This window comes from Roseateles sp. GW821-FHT03B02 (assembly GCF_059421025.1).
This window is the reverse complement of sequence record NZ_JBWKUV010000007.1, coordinates 171,349-187,788: the sequence shown is the minus strand read 5'-3', so window position 1 is coordinate 187,788 and position 16,440 is coordinate 171,349. Positions and strand designations below refer to the sequence as shown.

The following is a 16,440-nucleotide window of genomic DNA, read 5'->3' as shown; positions in this document are numbered from 1 at the left end:
GCGCCAGACCTCACCACGGAGACAAACCATGAAGACCCACAGGACCCTGGTGGTCGCAGCTGCCGCATGGCTGGCCGCCACCTCCGCCCAGGCAGCGGACCCGCTGCCTGCCGGCACCCTCATCACCGGCATCGTCAGCGGCGCGAGCAGCTCGCTGCTGGGCCTGGACCACGGCTTCGCCGACGAACCCGGCAGCAACACGACGGCGCTTGCCCCGGCCGACCTAGAGTTCATCACCGCTGATGCCAATGTCGCCGTCGACTTCTTCGCCGACGGCCGCGTACAGGTCTGGAACAACAGCGCCGCCGCCACGCTGGTCGGTAGCTACACATTCACGTTCACCTTCGCCGGCCTGGCCGCCCCGGTCACCGGCTTCGCGCCGCTGGACATGGACGGCGTCAGCGGTGGCACTGTGGGCCTGCAGCTCGTCGGCCCCAGCAGCGTCAGCCTGACGCTGAACAACCTCAGCTTCACGGGCGAGTACGGCAGCTTCACGACCCGGCTCGCCGTCAGTGCCGTGCCCGAGCCCGCCAGCCTGGCGTTGCTGGGCGCCGGCCTTGGCCTGGTGGCCCTGCGTCGCATGAGGAGAGCCGCATGAGCCTCCTCAAGCCCTTTAGCATCGCTGCGCTGCTGGCCTTCAGCCTGCAGGCCCACGCTCTCGACGCCGCCCTGCAGACGGCGCCCGCCGACGGCTGGGGCGCCGGCACCGTGGGCGGCAGCGCCGCCACGCCCGAGCACATCTACACCGTGCACAACCGCGCGGAGCTGCTGAACGCGCTGGCCAACGCGGGCAACAACGCCAAGATCATCAAGGTGGCCGGCACCATCGACATGACCGAGGGCGCACCGTTCGCGAGCACGGCCGACCAGAAGGTGAGGGCGCGCGTCAAGCTGACGAGCAACACCACGCTGATCGGCGAAGGCCCCGGCGCCGGCTTCGTCAACGCCTGGATCGACATCACCGGCGTCAGCCAGGTCATCGTGCGCAACCTGCACCTTGTCGCGCCCTGCGACGTCGGTCCCGTCTGGGACCCGACCGACGGTGCCACCGGCAACTGGAACTCGCAGTTCGACGCCATCGGCATCGTCACGGCCACCCAGGTCTGGATCGACCGCAACACCATCACCGACGCCCCCGTCACCGACGACACGCTGCCCGTTGAGAACGGCAAGACCAAGCAGTGCCACGACGGCGCCATCGACATCACCAAGGGCGCCGACCTCATCACCGTCTCCTACAACGTCGTCACGCAGCACGACAAGACCATGCTGATCGGTGGCTCCGACAGCCTGACCAGCGACGCCGGCAAGCTGCGCATCACCTTCGCCAACAACGTCTTCAACGGCGTGACCCAGCGCGTGCCGCGCGTGCGTTTCGGCCAGGTGCATGTCTTCAACAACGTCTTCATCGGCAGCAAGACGGCCAGCCCCTATCCGCACAGCTACAGCATCGGCGCGGGCAAGCAGGCCAACATCCTGTCGCATGCCAACGTCTTCTCCGTCGACGGTGCGACGGGCTGCGACAGCGTCGTCACCTACCCGAGCAGCGACCACACGGGCGTTTTCCAGGACAGTGGCTCGCTGCTCAACGGCGGCGCCTTAGGCGCCTGCAGCGTGGCGGCGGGCGCGGCTTTCACGCCGGGCTACGCCTTCAAGCCGCGGCCCGTCGCGCTGGTGAAGGCCAACGCGATGGCGCTGGCCGGCGCCGGCAAGATCACGACGCAGATCAGCGGCAGCGGCAATGTGTCGGACGTGGCCGGCACCCGGTCGCCCGCCGCCAACGAGACCGGCGTGCCCATCGACACGCGCGTTTCGCTGTCCTTCGATGCGCCGCCGGCCATCGGCAACAGTGGCAAGGTCTACGTCTACCGAGTCAGCGACGACGTGCTGGTGGACAGCATCGACCTGAGCAATGCACCGTCGTCCACCGACACGCAGGCCGTGCTGGCCCGCACCAACCTCGAGATCGACGCGCTGGGTCTGGGCGCCATGCCCGACGGCGCCACCTTTGCGCGCTACGTCTGGTACCGCCCGGTCAGCGTCAAGGGCAGCACGGCCTCGGTCAAGCTGCACAGCAACAAGCTGGACTTCGGCACGGCGTACTACGTGACGATGGACGCCCCGGTGCTCACCGGCACCATCAAGGGTGCGGCCTTCGCCGGCGTCAGCAAGGCCGACGGCTGGACCTTCACGACCCGCGCCGCACCGGCCAGCTTCACCAGCGTCAGCGTGGACGACAGCGGCACGACGGCCGACTTCCGCACGCTGCAGGGCGCGCTGAACTGGATCATGAAGAACTGCTCGACGAACAGTCCGGCTGCCAACGGCTGCAACACGGTCACCACGCCCAAGACCATCAGCATCGCCAATGGCAGCTACCCCGAGCTGAACATCCTGCGCAAGGTCTCCAACCTGAGCATCGTCGGCGCGAGCCGCGACGGCGTGGTGGTGGGCGACGTGAACTTCGAGTCGCTGAACTCGGGCAGCGGTGCCAGCAGCGCCGCGGCCGGCACGGCGCTCAGCACCTCGGGCAAGACGCTGGGCCACCGCGTGCTCGGCGGCGGGCGGGCCTCGCTGCTCGTCGAGACGTCCGACCTGCTGACGCTGACGAACTTCACGCTGCAGAACCCCCACGTGCGCAGCACCAGCTGGGACAACCAGGCCGAAGCGATCTACTTCAACACCGGCACGACGGCCGCGGCCGCACGGCTGGTGGCCCGGCAGATGAATTTCTACAGCCAGCAGGACACGCTGCAGCTCAAGGGCTACAGCTGGTTCTACCAGTCGCTGGTCGCCGGCAACGTCGACTTCATCTGGGGCAGCGTGATGGCCAGCCTGTTCGAGGAATGCGAGATCCGCTCCGTGGCCGATACAGCCAGCAGCTCGGCAGGCTTCGTCCTGCAATCGCGCGCCACGGCGGGCGACAAGGGTTTTGTCTTCCTGAACAGCGCGCTGACCGCCGACCCCACCGTCACCCAGGCCTACCTGGCCCGCAGCGGCGGCACCACGTCCACGAGCTACATCGACCACATCGCCTTCGTGAACACGAAGATGGGCGTCCACATCCTGCCCGCGGGCTGGTGCGTGGGCACGGGCACGAGCAAGACCGGCGTGGGCACGGGCAGCTGCGGCAGCAACCCGCCCTCCTGGGCCGGCACGGCCGATGGCGGCACGACCGACACGGTCGGCTGGCGCGAGTTCGGCAGCATGGACGCGGGCGGCGCGCCGCTGGATGTCAGCGCGCGGCTGGGTGTCGCCTCGGTCAAGGTCGCCAACGTGGCCACCAGCGTCCAGCTCGCCAAGCCGCTCGGCTCGGCTGCCGGCCTGACGACCCGCGCCGAGATCTTCCAGAACTCCACCATCGCCACCGGCGCGCCCGGCGGCTGGGTGCCTGCGCCCTGAGAGTTGACACTGCCATGAAACGACTCACCCTCCTGGCCGCTCTGCTGGCCGCCTGTGCCACGGCCCAGACACCGCCACCCGCTGCGTCTGCGCCCAAGGGCGAGACCGCGACCAACGTTGCCACCGGCCCGCGCCTCATCCTTGTCGGCGACTCCACGATGGCGCCACGCAGCGGCTACGGCAACGCGCTGTGCGCCCGCTTCCAGCAGGTCGCCTGCATCAACCTCGCGCGTGGTGGCCGCTCCAGCATGAGCTTTCGCGCCGAGGGGCTGTGGACCACGGTGCTGGCGCTGCTGAACGAGGGTGGGCCGGCCAGGCAAAAGACGCTGGTGCTGATCCAGTTCGGCCACAACGACCAGCCGGGCAAGCCTGGCCGCTCGACCGATCTCGCCACCGAGTTCGGTCCCAACATGGCCGGCTACGTGAAGGACGTGCGAGCGGCCGGTGCCGAGGTCGTGCTGGTCACGCCGCTGACGCGCCGCACCTTCAAGGAGGGCGAACTGCCCAACGACCTGCGCCCCTGGGCCGAGGCCGTCCTCAGGGTGGGCGCGGAGCAGGGTGTGCCGGTGCTGGACCTGAACGCCGTCAGCCATGCTGCGGTGGCCGCCATGGGCCAGGCTGGAGCCGATACGCTGGCCGAGGCGCCGCCGCGCTTCGACCGCACCCACCTCGGGCCCAAGGGCGCCGCGCTGTTCTCGGAGCAGGTGATGGAGGGTTTGATCAAGCTCAGACCGGAGCTGGCCGGCGCGAAGACGCTCAGGTCCTGAGCTCAGCCTAGCGACTCGCGCACCCAGGCGGCGTACTCGGCCGTGGCGCCGACGACGGGCAGCGCGAAGATCGCAGGCAGCTCGTAGGGGTGCAGCTCGCGCAGCCGCGCTTCCAGGGCCGGGCCATGCGTCCGGTCGGTCTTGAGCATCAGCCTCACCTCGTCCTCGCAGACGACCTCGTCCTGCCAACGATAGGTGCTGCGGATGGCCTCCGTCTGTACGCAGGCGGCCAGGCGCTGCTCGACGGCGTCGCGGGCCAGGGCATCGGCCTGCTGCTGAGTCGCCACCGTCGTGAAGACCGCCAGCAGGTCCATCAATGCTCCGGCATCCCGGCGTGCTCGGCCAGGGGCAGGGCGAGCCTGGCCCATGGCGGGCGCTGGCTGGCGAAGAGGGCGTCGGTCGGCTTGAACCCGGCCGTGTCGTCCAGGCTGCCGGCGTAGATCGTGATGATCTCTGGCGCCGACTCCGGCGTGCCGAACAACAGGCTGCCGCAGTCGGCGCAGAAGTTGCGCACGGCGGGCAGGCCGCTGCCGCCGGTGATGCGCGACTGCTTCACCGGCCCGGTGCAGCTGAAGGAGGGCTTGGGCACGCCCAGCACGGGCACGCCGCCGCTGCCCGAGGCACGTTGGCAGTCGCGGCAGTGGCAGACCACCGAGAACAGGGCCGGGCCGGTCGACGCGTAGCGCACGGCGCCGCACAGGCAGCGGCCGGTCAGCGCCGGGCCGGGCGTGCTCACTTCTTCGCCGCCGGCCGGTGGATCATCGTGCGCTGGAACCAGGCCTCGTTCATGCGCGCCAGGAAGTGGGCATTGACGGGAAAGCCGCAGCCGTCGCCCAGCACGGCTTCGCTGCCACAGCGCGGGCACATGGCCGTCTGCTGGCTGATAGCCTTGGGGTCTTCCATGTTGTGCATGTCCAGCCCCGTCCAGCCGACGATCTCGTCGGGCTTGAAGAGCTCCACGCAGTTGCAGCAGCCGCACTGCCTGCTCTTCTCGATCTGGGCGTAGTTGTTGGTCGTGTAGCGGAAGGCGGCGAGGAGTTCGTTCATGGTGGCGACGGACGGGGCGCTGTGTCCGCCGAGTGTGGCGCAGCGGCGCACGAAAAACCATCGCGCTTGTGGGGACCCCGCGGTCGTCAGCGCCGCGCAGCCAGCCAGGCTGTGGCGGCCGCCTGCTGCCCGGCGTCGAAACGATGGCCTCCTGCCGTGGCGTTCAGGCTCAGGGCGCTGCCGGCAGGCCAGGCCTGGCCCAACTGGCGCCAGGCCCGTTGCACGGCGTCCCACGGAAACAGCCTGTCCTCCTGCGAACCGAACATCATCAGCGGCCTGGGCGCGATCAGGGCCGCCACGTCGGGGTGATCCAGCACCGCTGCCAGCCCCGGGTGCGCCATGCTGAACGCCGACTGCCCGACCAGCGTGTGCTCGCCCGGCCGCAGCAGCCCGTCGCGCGTGCACATCCAGTGCGCGGCGACGCAGGCCGAGACCTCTTCGCAGACGGCCGCAAGCTGCCAGGCGCGGAAGGCGCCCATCGAGAAGCCCAGCACGGCCACGCGCCCGGCGTCGACCTCCGGCCGCTCGCGCAGCCAGCGGTGCGAGCGCAGGTCGTCGCTGGCGATGAGGCCCGCCCAGCTGTGGCCCAGCTGCAGCAGGTGATTGGCCAGGGCCTGCTGGTCGTCGCGAGCGAAGCCGGGGCGGCTGCGCTCGCCCCAGCCGAGGGCGTCGATGGCCAGGACCGCGAAGCCGGCCTGCACCAGCGTGTCGCCGACGAAGACGCCACCGAAATAGCGCAGCGCCCAGGCCTGGGCGGACTCCTGCAGCGCCGGGCCGGCCGAAGCCAGTGGGCGGACGAGTTTTTCCTTGCCGATGTCGAAGCGTGCGCCGTGGTCGTGCAGGGCGAGGACGGCGGGATGAGGGCCCGGGCCTTTGGGCCGCAGGTACAGGGCCGGCACGCGTTCGCCGAGTGCGCCGCGCAGCGTCAGCGCCCGCGCGGTGTGGCTGCCGCGGTCTTCCTCGGCGAGCGGCTCGGTGGCGAGGTCGCTGCCGTCGTCGCCTGGCTGCAGCATCAGCCGCCTTGCTGTGGCCAGCGCCTCGGCGCGCCAGCCCGGGTCGGGTCGCCAGGCCAGGCGCGGGCGCCAGCGCTGCTGCAGCCGGGCCAGCGCGGCGTCCAGGCTGTCGGCGCGGGCGGCCCATGGCGCCAAGGCCAGGGCGGCCAGCAGACGGCGGCGTTCAGTGCTCATGGTCAGTGGGGATGCGAGCGTGTTGCAGCTGTGCCAGAGTCGGTGCACCCGATCCGTCCGGAACAGCCCTGCAATGCGCCTGAGTCGTCGTGCTGCCCTGACGCTGCCGCTGGGCGGCGGCTGGGCAGTGGCGGGCGGGCGGGAGCCGCTGCGCGTCGGCTGGGGCGACTATCCGCCTTTCCAGCGCGTCGGCGCCGACGGCCCGGTCGGCCTGGACGTGGAGCTGCTGAACCTCGTGGCCCGCTTTGGCGGCGAACGCCTGGCGTGGTTGCGCATGCCCTGGGCGCGGCAGCTGTCGGACCTGATGCTGGGCCAGCTCGACGTGATGACCGCGGCCACCTACACGCCGGACCGCCTGGGCTTTGCCGACTACACCCAGCCCTACCGCCAGGAGCGGGTGGCGCTGATGGCACTGGTGGGTACACCCGCACCGGCGCGGCTGGCCGAGCTCAGGGGGCGTCCCGTGCGGATCGGCAGGATCCGCGGCGTGGTCTTCCCGGCGGTTGTCCAGCGCGAACTGGACGACCCCGAACTGCAGCGCCTGGTGGTGCCGCTGCATGCCAACGACCTGTCGCTGTCGGCGCTGCGCGGCCGTCGGGTCGATTACGTCATCGACGATCCGGTGACCGTGCTGTACCGCGCGGCCAATGCACCCGGCGAGGCCGTTGTCGTTGCACTGGAGCTGGCGGTCAGCCCCGTGCACCTGTTGGTGTCGCGGCGCACGCTGGAGCAGCGGCCGGAGCTGATGCAGCGCCTCAACCAGGGCCTGCTGCGCGCCCGCCAGTCGGCGGAGTGGGCGCAGGCGATGGCCCATTACCCGGGGCTCTAGCCGCCCACCCATGCCGGCAGCGCCATCGACAGCGCCGGGAAATAGGTGACGGCCAGCAGGGTGGCCAGCAGCGCGCCGTAGAACGGCGCGATGGATCGCATCACCTGGCCGACGCTGACGCCGCCGATCGCGCAGCCGACGAACTGCGTGCTGCCCACGGGCGGCGTGTTCAGGCCCAGGGCGCAGTTCAGCAGCATGACGACGCCGAACTGCGTCGGGTCCATGCCGGCCTTCATGCAGATGGGCAGGAAGATGGGCGTGCAGATGAGGATGGTGGCCGCCATGTCCAGGAAGGTGCCGAGCAGGAACAGCAGCACGTTCACCCACAGGAAGATGGCCCAGGGGCGGTTGCCGCTGAGGGCCTGCAGCCAGTCGCCGGTCTTCTGCGGCACCTCGTACAGCGCCATGAAGTAGCCGAAGGCGGCCGAGATGCCGATCAGCAGCAGCACCACGCCCGTCGTCTTGCAGGCCTTCGCGCAGGCTTCGAGAAAGCCGCGCCAGGACAGGGACCGGTAGACCAGACCCGTGACGATCAGCGCCCAGCAGACGGCGGTGGCCGCCGACTCGGTGGCCGTGAACACGCCGCTCAGGATGCCGCCCAGGATGATGACGATGACGAACAGCCCGGGCAGCGCCGCCACGAGGGCTGCGAAGACGGCCTGCCAGCCGGGGAAGGCCCCATGCGTGGGGTAGCCGCGCTTCACCGCCACAGCGTAGGCCGCCGCGAGGTTGGACAGCGTCAGCAGCAGCGCCGGGATGAGGCAGGCCAGGATGAGGTTGAACACGCTGACCGCCGCGATGCCGGCCGTGGCCAGCACATAGATGATGAGGTTGTGCGAGGTGGGCATCAGCGCGCCCACCAGCGCGGCATGCGTCGTGACGTTGACAGCGTAGTCGGCGTCGTAGCCCTCGCGCTTCATCAGCGGGATCATCACCGAGCCCATGGCCGACACGTCCGCCAGCGGCGAGCCGGCCACGCCACCGAACAGCGTGCAGCCCAGCACATTGCTCATGCCGAGGCCGCCGCGCACATGGCCCACCAGCCGGTTGGCGAAGTTGACGATGCGCTCGGCGATGCCGCCGTGCAGCATCAACTCGCCGGCGAAGATGAAGAACGGAATGGCGAGGAAAGAGAACACCTGCATGCCGCCCACCATCTTCTGGAAGACGATGGCCATGGGCAGGTCGGCCGCGAAGGCGGTGGCGACGGAGGACAGACCGATGGCAAAGGCCACCGGCACGCCCAGCAACAGCAGCAGCACGAAGCTGCCGCACATGATCCACAGCTCCATCAGACCCCCGCCTCCTCGATGGCCTGGCCGCGCCACAGCGCGATCAGGTGCTCGACGCAGAACAGCACGATGAGCACGCCGGCGATGACCAGCGGCAGATAGTCCAGCCCTTCAGGAACACCCAGCATGGGCTTGGGCTCGTCCCATTTCAGCGCCAGCCATTCCCAGCCGGCCACGGCCAGCAACAGGGCAAAGGCGAGCACGCAGAGGTGGATCAAGGCTTCCGCCACGCGCTGCGCGCCCCTCGGCAGCAGCACGACAAGCGACTCCATGCCCAGGTGGCCAGCATCGCGCACGCCCACCGCCACGGCCAGGGCCGTGATGTAGAGCACCAGCAGCAGCGCGAAAGGTTCGGTCCAGGTGGGCGAGTCGTTCAGCAGATAGCGCCCCAGCACCTGCCACTGCACGCAGACGACGAGCACGATCAGGCCCAGCACCGCCGCTCGCAGCGACCAGCGCGACAGGGCCGCGCAGAGTCGGGTATAGGCGCTCACTTGATGTCCTGGATCGACTTGACCAGCGCCTGCAGCTCGGGGGTGTTGACGAACTTGGCGATCACCGGCTGCACGGCCTGGCGGAAGGCCTCGCGGTCCACGTCGATGAACTGCGCACCGGCGGCCTTGGCCGCAGCCAGGGCCTTGGCCTCCTGGGCGTCCCAGAGCTGGCGCTCCACCGGCACCGAGGCCCGGGCGGCCTCGCGCAGCTGCTTCTGCTGATCGGGCGTCAGCTTGTCCCAGATCTTCTTGCTGATGAACAGGCCCTCGGGCGTCATCGCGTGCTCGGTGCGGCTGTAGAACTTGGCCGCCTCCATGTGGCGAAAGCCGTCGTAGCTGGGCACGTTGTTCTCGGCCGCGTCGATGAGGCCGGTCTTGAGCCCGGTGTAGACCTCGCCGATCGGCATGGGTGAGGGGTTCGCGCCCAGCGCCGTCATCGCTGCCACCCACAGGTCGGTCTGCTGCACGCGGATCTTCAGGCCCTTCATGTCGGCCAGGGTCTTGACGGGCTTGCGGGCATAGACCGAACGGGCGCCGGAGTCGTACAGGGCCAGGCCCACCATGCCTTGGTGCTCGCAGGCCTTGAGGATCTGCTCGCCCGGTGCGCCGTCGTAGGCGCGGCGCATGTGGGCCGTGTCGCGGAACAGGAAGGGCAGGGCCGGCACCAGAGTCTGGGGGCACATGGCGGTGAGCTGGCCGAGGTTGACGCGCGTCATCGCGAGTGCGCCGAGCTTGACCTGGTCGACGGTCTCCTTCTCGCTGCCCAGGGCCCCCTTGTTGAAAACCTTGACGGTCAACGCGCCGCCGCTGCTCTTGGCAAGCAGCTGGCCGAGGTGCCTGACGGCGGCGACGGTGGGGTAGTCGTCGCTGTTGTGCACGTCGGCGGACTTGAGCTCCAGGGCGTGAGCGGCGGAAATCGTCAGCAGGGCGGCAATGAGGGGGATGAACTTCATGGCTTGTCTCCTAGTCGAGTGCGCGATAGCGCAGGTTCGACAACCGCGCCTCGCCGTTGCCGGCGGCGTAGATGCCGGGGCGCAGGCTGGCGAAGCCGCCCGCGGTGTTGTGGTGGTAGCCGCTGACGTCCATCTGCACCGGGAACTTGCTCCAGGGCTGCCCGGCGTCGGCGCGGCTGAAGAGGGTCAGTACATGGCGCACGTAGCGCAGCTTCAATTGCATGCGCCGATGGATGTCGGCGGGCTTGGGCACGGCGCGGATGTCCTGGCCGTAACGATGCAGCTGGAAGCTCCTGGCGTTGGCGCCCATGCCCGCGTATAGCCGCGGGCTGTAGAACATGACGACGCCGGCCTGCACGCCTTCGTCGAAGTCCAGGTCGAACTCGACCTCGAAGGCCGGGTCGCCCTGGATGAAGCCCAGCGGCGGGCTGTCGCCGGGGCCCTTGCTGCCCGTGGCGCGCAGGTGCAGCCGCCCGTCGGCCACGCGGGCGCGCGGTGCCTGGTGGCTGCCGCTGAGGAACTGCCAGTGGGGCTTGAGCGTCGTGCCGCCGAAGTCGTCGGACAGCGCCAGGCCGTGCGGCACGGCCTGGCCGCCCTTGGGCTTGGCCAGCGGCTGGCCGTCGTCGGCATCGACATGAAACCAGCCGTCGGCGCTGAAGCGTGCCGGCGCCAGCAGCATCTGCCGGCCCAGCGTGTGAAAGCCGTTCTCGTAGCCGTGGTAAAGCATCCACCAGTCGCCGGCCGGCCCCTGCACGAGGCTGCCGTGGCCGCGCGACCACCAGCGTTCGCGCGACGAGCGGGTGCGCATCAGCGGGTTGTGGGGCGCCTGCTCCCAGGGACCGTCAAGGCTGCGGCTGCGCGCGGCGATGACCATGTGGCCGGTGGGCGGCCCGGCCGTGCCACCCACGGCCAGCAGCATGTGCCACCAGCCGCCGTGGCGCAGCATCTTGGGCCCTTCGGGCGAGAAGCTCTCGACGTCCCAGTCGTCGGGGTAGCGCCAGGGGTCGTAGACATGCTCGACGGGGCCGATGGTCTTCAGGCCGTCGTCGCTGAGGCGCACGCGGTCTCCGCCCGACAGGAAGAGCCAGCGCTGGCCGTTCTCGTCGGCGACGTGCGTGGGGTCGATGTGCTTGTTCAGCCCCAGCGGCACGGGCTTGGACCAGGGGCCCTCGATGCGGTCGGCCCACATGACCAGGATGTCGTTGGGCTGGGCCTTGACGGGCAGGTAGAGGTAGTAGCGGCCGCCATGCCTGCACAGGTCGGGTGCCCACACGCTGCCCACCGCCTCGTGCAGTGCGTTGGCGATGGGCCGCCAGTTGACGAGGTCGCGCGAATGCCAGATCAGCAGGCCAGGCACGGCCTCGAAGCTGGAGTGGGTGAGGTAGTAGTCGTCGCCGTCCTTCAGCACCGTGGGGTCGGGCCGGTCGCCGGCCAGCACGGGGTTCAGGTAGAGGCCTGCGCCCGATTCCCCGAGGTCGGCCCTGCGCTGGCCCTCGACGCCCTTGGGCCAGGGCCGGCAGGGCGGCAGATAGGGCTGGCCGGGCACGTCGGTGCAGTCAACGGCGAAGGCGGGTGGCGCCGCAAGCAGCGCCAGCAGCTCGCGGCGCAACAGGGTCACTTGGAGACCTGCGTGAACAGCGATTGCCAGCCGGCTTTCGGGCTCATGTCGGCGAGGTTCCAGTCGGCTTCGACGAAGACGCGCTGCGTTGGCTTGCGCCTGGGCAGGCCGTCGGGGTTGTTCTGGGTCTCGTCGTCGATGAGCTGGCCGCGGTCCTCGGCGATGTCGGAGAGCTGCTTGAAGTCCAGCGGGTCGCGCGCCCAGGGGCGCGAGCCGACATACAGCGGCAGCAGCTTCTCAAGCTCGCGCGGCGGCATCCAGTTCAGGCCGGGAGGCAGATAGGGCTGGCGCACGGGGACGATCTCGGCGCTGGTCGTGTACCTGCCTGTCATCGGCAGCGGCTGGCCCTGGCGGTCGACGGCGATGTTGTCCTGCTCGTAGAGCTGAACGTCGCCCACGCCACCCAGCGTGAAGAGGGGCAGGTTGCGCTCCGTGCCCGGACCGGCGCGGTAGACATTGCCTGCCAGCGTGATCCTGCCGACCTGGTAGGGCCGGCCGACCCACTCGTGGGCGATGAGGTTGTAGTGCACCGCGCGCCAGCCGGGGTTGTAGATCAGGTTGTTGACCATGGCGCCCCAGACGCCGCCCTTGAACAGCGCATTGCGCTCGCGGTTGGAGGCGTAGATGTTGCCCAGCAGCAGGATCTGCGTGACGTTGTCGTGGATCAGCGAGCCCTTGCTGTGCTCACCCTTGATGTGCACGGCCTCGTTCAGACCTTCGTAGATGAGGTTGTGGCTGTAGGTGAGGGCGTGGGAGGTGTGGGCGCGCCAGTCGTCGGGCGTGGCGCCCTCGAAGCGGCGGCCGCTGGCGGACAGGTTTTCGTCGGTGGCCCAGGAGAACGTGCAGTGGTCGACGATGACGCGCTCGGCGCCGTCGGAGGTGGACAGGCCGTCGTGGTCGTTGCCGCTGCGCTTGCCCCGGCCGTAGGCGCCGGGCCGGACGCTGATGTGCTGCAGGATCACGTCCTTGGCGAACACCTCGAGCTCGCCCCTGACGAGCGTGATGCCGGGGTCGGGTGCCGTCTGGCCGGCGACGGTGAGCTTGCCCTCGCGCAGCTTCCAGCTCCTGCCGCCCAGGTCGATGACGCCGCCCACCTCGAAGACGACGATGCGCGGCCCCGGCGTGTCCAGCGCGGCCTTCAGGCTGCCAGGGCCGTCGGCGGCCAGCGTCGTCACGCGGATGATCTTGCCGCCCTGGCCGCCCGTCGTCTGCGCCCAGCCCGGGTGGACATAGGTGGCCGGGTGCAGCGGTGCGGTGTTCTGGGCGTGGCACAGGCCGGCGCACAGGGCCAGGGTCCAGAGCAGGCGCATGGATTCAGCCGATCAGGTCTTGCATGGCGTCGCGGGGAATCAACGCGCCAGGGTGCTGGATGACGCGGGCCGCCAGCCGGTTGCCAAAGGCAGCGGCCTCGGCAGGCGCGGTGCCGCACAGCCGCTGGCCGAGGTAGCCGGCAGCGAAGGAGTCGCCGGCGGCCGTCGTGTCGACGACGCGGGGCACGGCCTCGGTCGCCACCTCCTGCCAGACGCCGTCGCCGCCGATGACGGTGGGCAGGGCGCCGCGCTTGATGGCCACCTCGTCCACCGGCAGGGCCTGGGCCGCGCTGACGGCCGAGGCCAGGTCTGGCAGGCCGTGCAGGGCCTGGTGGTCGTCCGCCGTGATCAGCGCGATGGAGGCGGCCGCGAACGCACGGCCGTACCAGTAGCGGGCGTCGGGCGCCGACTCCCAGAGCCGCGGGCGGAAGTTGTTGTCGAAGGCGACGACCTTCCCGCTGGCGCGCATGCGCACCATGAGCGCCAGCACGCGTTCGCGGCCGGCCGGCGGCAGGATGGCCAGGCTGATGCCCGACAGGTAGAGCGCGTCCAGCGCGTCGGCCTGGTCTTCAAGCGCGGTCGTCGCCGTGTCGAAGTAGGCCCTGGCCGCTGCCTGGCCACGCCAGTAGTGAAAGCGCCGCTCGCCGCCCTCGTCCAGTTCGATCAGGTAGAGCCCCGGCAGGCGGCCGGGCAGGCGCTGCACCAGGCCGGTCTGCACGCCTTCGGCCGCCCAGCGTGCCAGCAGGCCGGCGCTCAGCGAGTCGTCCCCCAGGGCTGTCGCGTAGTGCACGCGCAGCCGCGGGCCGCCACAGCGGGCGAGATAGACGGCGGTGTTCAGCGTGTCGCCGCCAAAGCTCTGGTGCAGCTGGCCGAAGGCCTGGCCCTGCAGTTCCAGCATGCATTCGCCCAGGGCGGCGATGGACACCGGCCGGTTGGCGGCCGCGGGGGAGGGGTTCACGTTATAAAAATGAAACAGCGGTTCAATAAAGATAGCTTACCCGGTTCATATCGAGCCACAGGGTTTGCCCAGGCCCGGCCGGATCGCTCAGGCACATGAGCGCCGGGGCGGACAGGCGCCGCATCACCCGTGGAACCTCGGGTCTGGTTCGGCGGTCGGCAATCCCAGAATCGGGCTCTGCCAAGGCGAGGGAATCACGAGTCGATGCGACTGCCGAATCTGCTGGCGTCCCGCAGGGGGCGGATCGCGGCCTTCTTCCTGATGTATCTGACCGAGGGCCTGCCTGTCGGTTTCGCGATGACGGCGGTGGCGACTCAGTTGCGCCGCCAGGGCTCGGGCGCGGCCGAGATCGGCAGCTTTCTGGGCCTGGCGCTGCTGCCCTGGGCCTTCAAGTGGGCCTATGGCCCTTTCGTCGACCTGATCGCCTCCAGGCGCCTGGGTCCTAGGCGCGGCTGGATCCTCGGTGCCCAGCTGATGATGGTGCTGACCCTGGTGCCGCTGGCCGGTCTGGACCTCGCCACGCAGCTGGGCCTCTTCACCGCCCTGCTCGTCGTGCACAACCTCTGTGGCGCCGTGCAGGACGTGGCCGTCGACGCGCTGGCGGTCACGACGCTGCACGTGGACGAGCGAGCCTTTGCCAGCGGCATGATGTTCGGCGGCCAGTCCCTGGGTGCGCTGGTTGGTGGCGGCGGGGCGCTGCTGCTGATGGGGCGCATCGGATTCGAGGCCGGTATCCTCGTGCTGGCCCTGGTCATCGTGGCCGTCATGGTCCTCGTCGTTATCCCCATGCGCGAGCCGCAGGCCGACTGCGCCGCGCCTGCCGCGGACGGCCTGGCTGCCGCAGGCCAGGAGGTCCGCGTCTTTCTGGGCCAGGCCTTGCAGGCCCTGGTCGGCTCGCGCCTGGCCGTGGCCGGGCTGCTGTTCGGGATCCTGCCTATCTCGGCCATGGCCCTGGCGCGCGGGCTGCAGTCCAACCTGGCCGTCGATCTGGGCCTGTCCAACGACCAGATTGGCTGGCTCGCGACGGCTTCGCAGGCGGCCACGGCCCTCACCTGCATCGTTGGCGGCTGGCTGTCCGACCGCGTCAATCTGCGGGCGGCGATGGCCGTCTACGTCGCGCTGCTGAGCCTGCCGGGCCTCTGCCTGATGGCCGAGCTGCAGCGCCAGGGCTGGGCGCCGGGCCAGCCCGCCGCCGCCTCGCTGGTCTCCACCTTCATGGCCGTCGTCGTCGGCTACCAACTGCTGTTCGGCTTCATCTACGGCGCCCGTGTGGCCCTCTTCATGGGCATCACCCAGCCGGCTGTCGCGGCCACGCAGTTCGCGGCCTACATGGCCCTGACCAATCTCTCCATCGCCTATAGCGTCGTCTGGCAGGGCCATGCCGTGCAGCATTGGGGCTATGCGGCGACGCTCGGGCTGGACGCTCTCGTCGGCCTCCTCGGCCTGCTGGTGCTGCCTTTTCTGAGGAAACTTCCATGAAGCTCGTCATCAACGCCCTGGGCGTGCTGGACAACCCCAACATTGCCATCGAGGCCAGCGCCGGCGACCGCGGTGCCATGGCCTACAGCAGCACCGGGCAGAACGTGGACGAGCGCTCGCTGGCCGATGCGACGGCCTCCGGGCTCTCGGCCGTCAACGTCACGCTGGGCCATGTGGCCGGCAGCGCCGAGCCCTTCGAGGCCACGGTGGCCGACATCGCCGGCTGGGACGCCTTCATCCGCGCCCGGCCCGGCGCGCTGCGCAAGGTCTTCTCGGTGGCCGACATCGACGCCGCGCACGAGTCGGGCCGGATCGGTGTCATCTACGGCTTCCAGAACACCGAGATGCTGGGCCGCAGCGCCGACCGCGTCGCGCTGTTCGCCGGCCTCGGCGTGCGCGTCATCCAGCTCACCTACAACGGGCGCAACGCAGTCGGCTGCGGCGCGACGGTGCCCGACGACAGCGGGCTGAGCCCCTTCGGCGCCGAGGTCGTCGAGCGGCTGCAGCTTGAGCGCGTGCTGGTGGACCTCAGCCACAGCAGCGAGAAGACTTGTCTGGATGCCCTGAGGCTGGCGCGCCGGCCGCTGGCCATCACCCACACCGGCTGCCGCGCCGTGGCCGACCACCCGCGCAACAAGAGCGACGCCGAGCTGCGCCTGCTGGCCGAACAGGGGGGTGTCGTCGGGATGTACTTCATGCCCTATCTGCGCCTTGAGGGCCAGCCCATGGCGGCCGACCTGATCGCCCACCTGGAACACGCCCTGGACGTCTGCGGCGAGGACCATGTCGGCATCGGCACCGACGGCGGCACGACGGCCGTCGACGACATGGATGCCTACCGCGCCATGCTGGCCGCCGAGACCGAGTTGAGGCGCAGCATGGGCATCGGCGCGCCGGGGGAGTCGGCGGAGATCAGCCTCTTCCTGCCCGACCTCTGCGGCCCGGCGCAGTTCGCGCACCTGGCCGAGCTGCTGGCCGCGCGCGGCCACGGCGCGACACGTATCGACAAGATTCTGGGCGGCAATTTCCGCCGCGTGATGCAGGAGGCCTGGGCATGAGCGCCGCGCAGGGCCGTCCCGAGCAAGCTCGCTCCCGCTTGACGGG

At 70.0% G+C, this 16,440-nt stretch carries 16 protein-coding genes; 6 read left to right on the top strand and 10 right to left on the bottom strand.

The annotated features are described in order from the left end of the window. Window positions 1-28 precede the first annotated feature (28 nt). The 3 genes from AC07VX_RS19200 to AC07VX_RS19190 are packed head-to-tail and all read left to right on the top strand — an operon-like array spanning window position 29 to window position 4,169. Window positions 29-598, top strand: a complete 570-nt coding sequence (locus AC07VX_RS19200; protein WP_493165909.1) for a PEP-CTERM sorting domain-containing protein — start codon at window positions 29-31, stop codon at window positions 596-598. Then, the gene (locus tag AC07VX_RS19195) at window positions 595-3,402 is read left to right on the top strand and encodes a pectinesterase family protein (protein WP_493165910.1); all 2,808 of its coding nucleotides are present in this window, start codon (window positions 595-597) and stop codon (window positions 3,400-3,402) included. The genes AC07VX_RS19200 and AC07VX_RS19195 overlap by 4 nt, the downstream gene beginning before the upstream one ends. Window positions 3,403-3,416: 14 nt before the next feature. After that, a complete protein-coding gene (locus AC07VX_RS19190) occupies window positions 3,417-4,169 on the top strand; it encodes a rhamnogalacturonan acetylesterase (protein WP_493165911.1) in 753 nt (250 codons plus the stop codon). A gap of 2 nt (window positions 4,170-4,171) precedes the next feature. Here the strand turns inward: AC07VX_RS19190 and cutA are convergent, their stop codons facing one another. From cutA to AC07VX_RS19170, 4 genes are all read right to left on the bottom strand, one after another. Beyond that, the gene (gene cutA / locus AC07VX_RS19185) at window positions 4,172-4,483 is read right to left on the bottom strand and encodes a divalent-cation tolerance protein CutA (protein ID WP_493165912.1); all 312 of its coding nucleotides are present in this window, start codon (window positions 4,481-4,483) and stop codon (window positions 4,172-4,174) included. Beyond that, entirely contained in the window at window positions 4,483-4,905 is a 423-nt protein-coding gene (locus tag AC07VX_RS19180; RefSeq protein ID WP_493165913.1) for a GFA family protein, read from the bottom strand. Before AC07VX_RS19180 ends, cutA begins: the two co-directional genes overlap by 1 nt. After that, window positions 4,902-5,216: a hypothetical protein gene (locus AC07VX_RS19175; RefSeq protein ID WP_493165914.1), complete on the bottom strand. Its 315-nt coding sequence runs from the start codon at window positions 5,214-5,216 to the stop codon at window positions 4,902-4,904. The genes AC07VX_RS19180 and AC07VX_RS19175 overlap by 4 nt, the downstream gene beginning before the upstream one ends. Window positions 5,217-5,302: 86 nt before the next feature. Beyond that, window positions 5,303-6,403 carry a dienelactone hydrolase family protein gene (locus AC07VX_RS19170; RefSeq protein ID WP_493165915.1) on the bottom strand — a complete coding sequence of 367 codons (1,101 nt, stop codon included), beginning with the start codon at window positions 6,401-6,403 and terminating at the stop codon, window positions 5,303-5,305. Window positions 6,404-6,476: 73 nt separating this feature from the next. Here AC07VX_RS19170 and AC07VX_RS19165 point away from each other — a divergent pair, with 73 nt between their 5' ends. Beyond that, window positions 6,477-7,232: a substrate-binding periplasmic protein gene (locus AC07VX_RS19165; RefSeq protein WP_493165916.1), complete on the top strand. Its 756-nt coding sequence runs from the start codon at window positions 6,477-6,479 to the stop codon at window positions 7,230-7,232. Here the strand turns inward: AC07VX_RS19165 and AC07VX_RS19160 are convergent. Genes AC07VX_RS19160 through AC07VX_RS19135 form a run of 6 tightly spaced genes read right to left on the bottom strand, consistent with a single transcriptional unit; the run spans window position 7,229 to window position 13,857 of the window. Then, the gene (locus AC07VX_RS19160; protein ID WP_493165917.1) at window positions 7,229-8,524 is read right to left on the bottom strand and encodes a TRAP transporter large permease; all 1,296 of its coding nucleotides are present in this window, start codon (window positions 8,522-8,524) and stop codon (window positions 7,229-7,231) included. The two genes, AC07VX_RS19165 and AC07VX_RS19160, sit on opposite strands and share 4 nt — an antisense overlap. Continuing rightward, window positions 8,524-9,018: a TRAP transporter small permease gene (locus AC07VX_RS19155; protein WP_493165918.1), complete on the bottom strand. Its 495-nt coding sequence runs from the start codon at window positions 9,016-9,018 to the stop codon at window positions 8,524-8,526. The genes AC07VX_RS19160 and AC07VX_RS19155 overlap by 1 nt, the downstream gene beginning before the upstream one ends. After that, complete coding sequence (locus AC07VX_RS19150; RefSeq protein WP_493165919.1) at window positions 9,015-9,971, bottom strand: TRAP transporter substrate-binding protein; 957 nt, start codon at window positions 9,969-9,971, stop codon at window positions 9,015-9,017. The genes AC07VX_RS19155 and AC07VX_RS19150 overlap by 4 nt, the downstream gene beginning before the upstream one ends. Window positions 9,972-9,981: 10 nt before the next feature. After that, on the bottom strand, window positions 9,982-11,589 hold the full coding sequence (locus tag AC07VX_RS19145; RefSeq protein WP_493165920.1) for a family 43 glycosylhydrolase: 1,608 nt from the start codon (window positions 11,587-11,589) through the stop codon (window positions 9,982-9,984). Continuing rightward, window positions 11,586-12,899 (bottom strand): pectate lyase family protein, encoded by a 1,314-nt coding sequence (locus AC07VX_RS19140; protein ID WP_493165921.1) that lies wholly within the window; start codon window positions 12,897-12,899, stop codon window positions 11,586-11,588. The genes AC07VX_RS19145 and AC07VX_RS19140 overlap by 4 nt, the downstream gene beginning before the upstream one ends. Before the next feature lie 4 nt (window positions 12,900-12,903). Next, window positions 12,904-13,857, bottom strand: coding sequence for a sugar kinase (locus tag AC07VX_RS19135; protein WP_493165922.1), 954 nt, complete (start codon window positions 13,855-13,857; stop codon window positions 12,904-12,906). A gap of 204 nt (window positions 13,858-14,061) precedes the next feature. Between AC07VX_RS19135 and AC07VX_RS19130 the strand changes: the two genes are divergently transcribed. Together AC07VX_RS19130 and AC07VX_RS19125 are read left to right on the top strand one after the other, a co-directional pair. Then, window positions 14,062-15,336 (top strand): MFS transporter, encoded by a 1,275-nt coding sequence (locus AC07VX_RS19130; protein WP_493165923.1) that lies wholly within the window; start codon window positions 14,062-14,064, stop codon window positions 15,334-15,336. Beyond that, window positions 15,333-16,394, top strand: coding sequence for a dipeptidase (locus AC07VX_RS19125; protein ID WP_493165924.1), 1,062 nt, complete (start codon window positions 15,333-15,335; stop codon window positions 16,392-16,394). Before AC07VX_RS19130 ends, AC07VX_RS19125 begins: the two co-directional genes overlap by 4 nt. Window positions 16,395-16,440 lie beyond the last annotated feature (46 nt).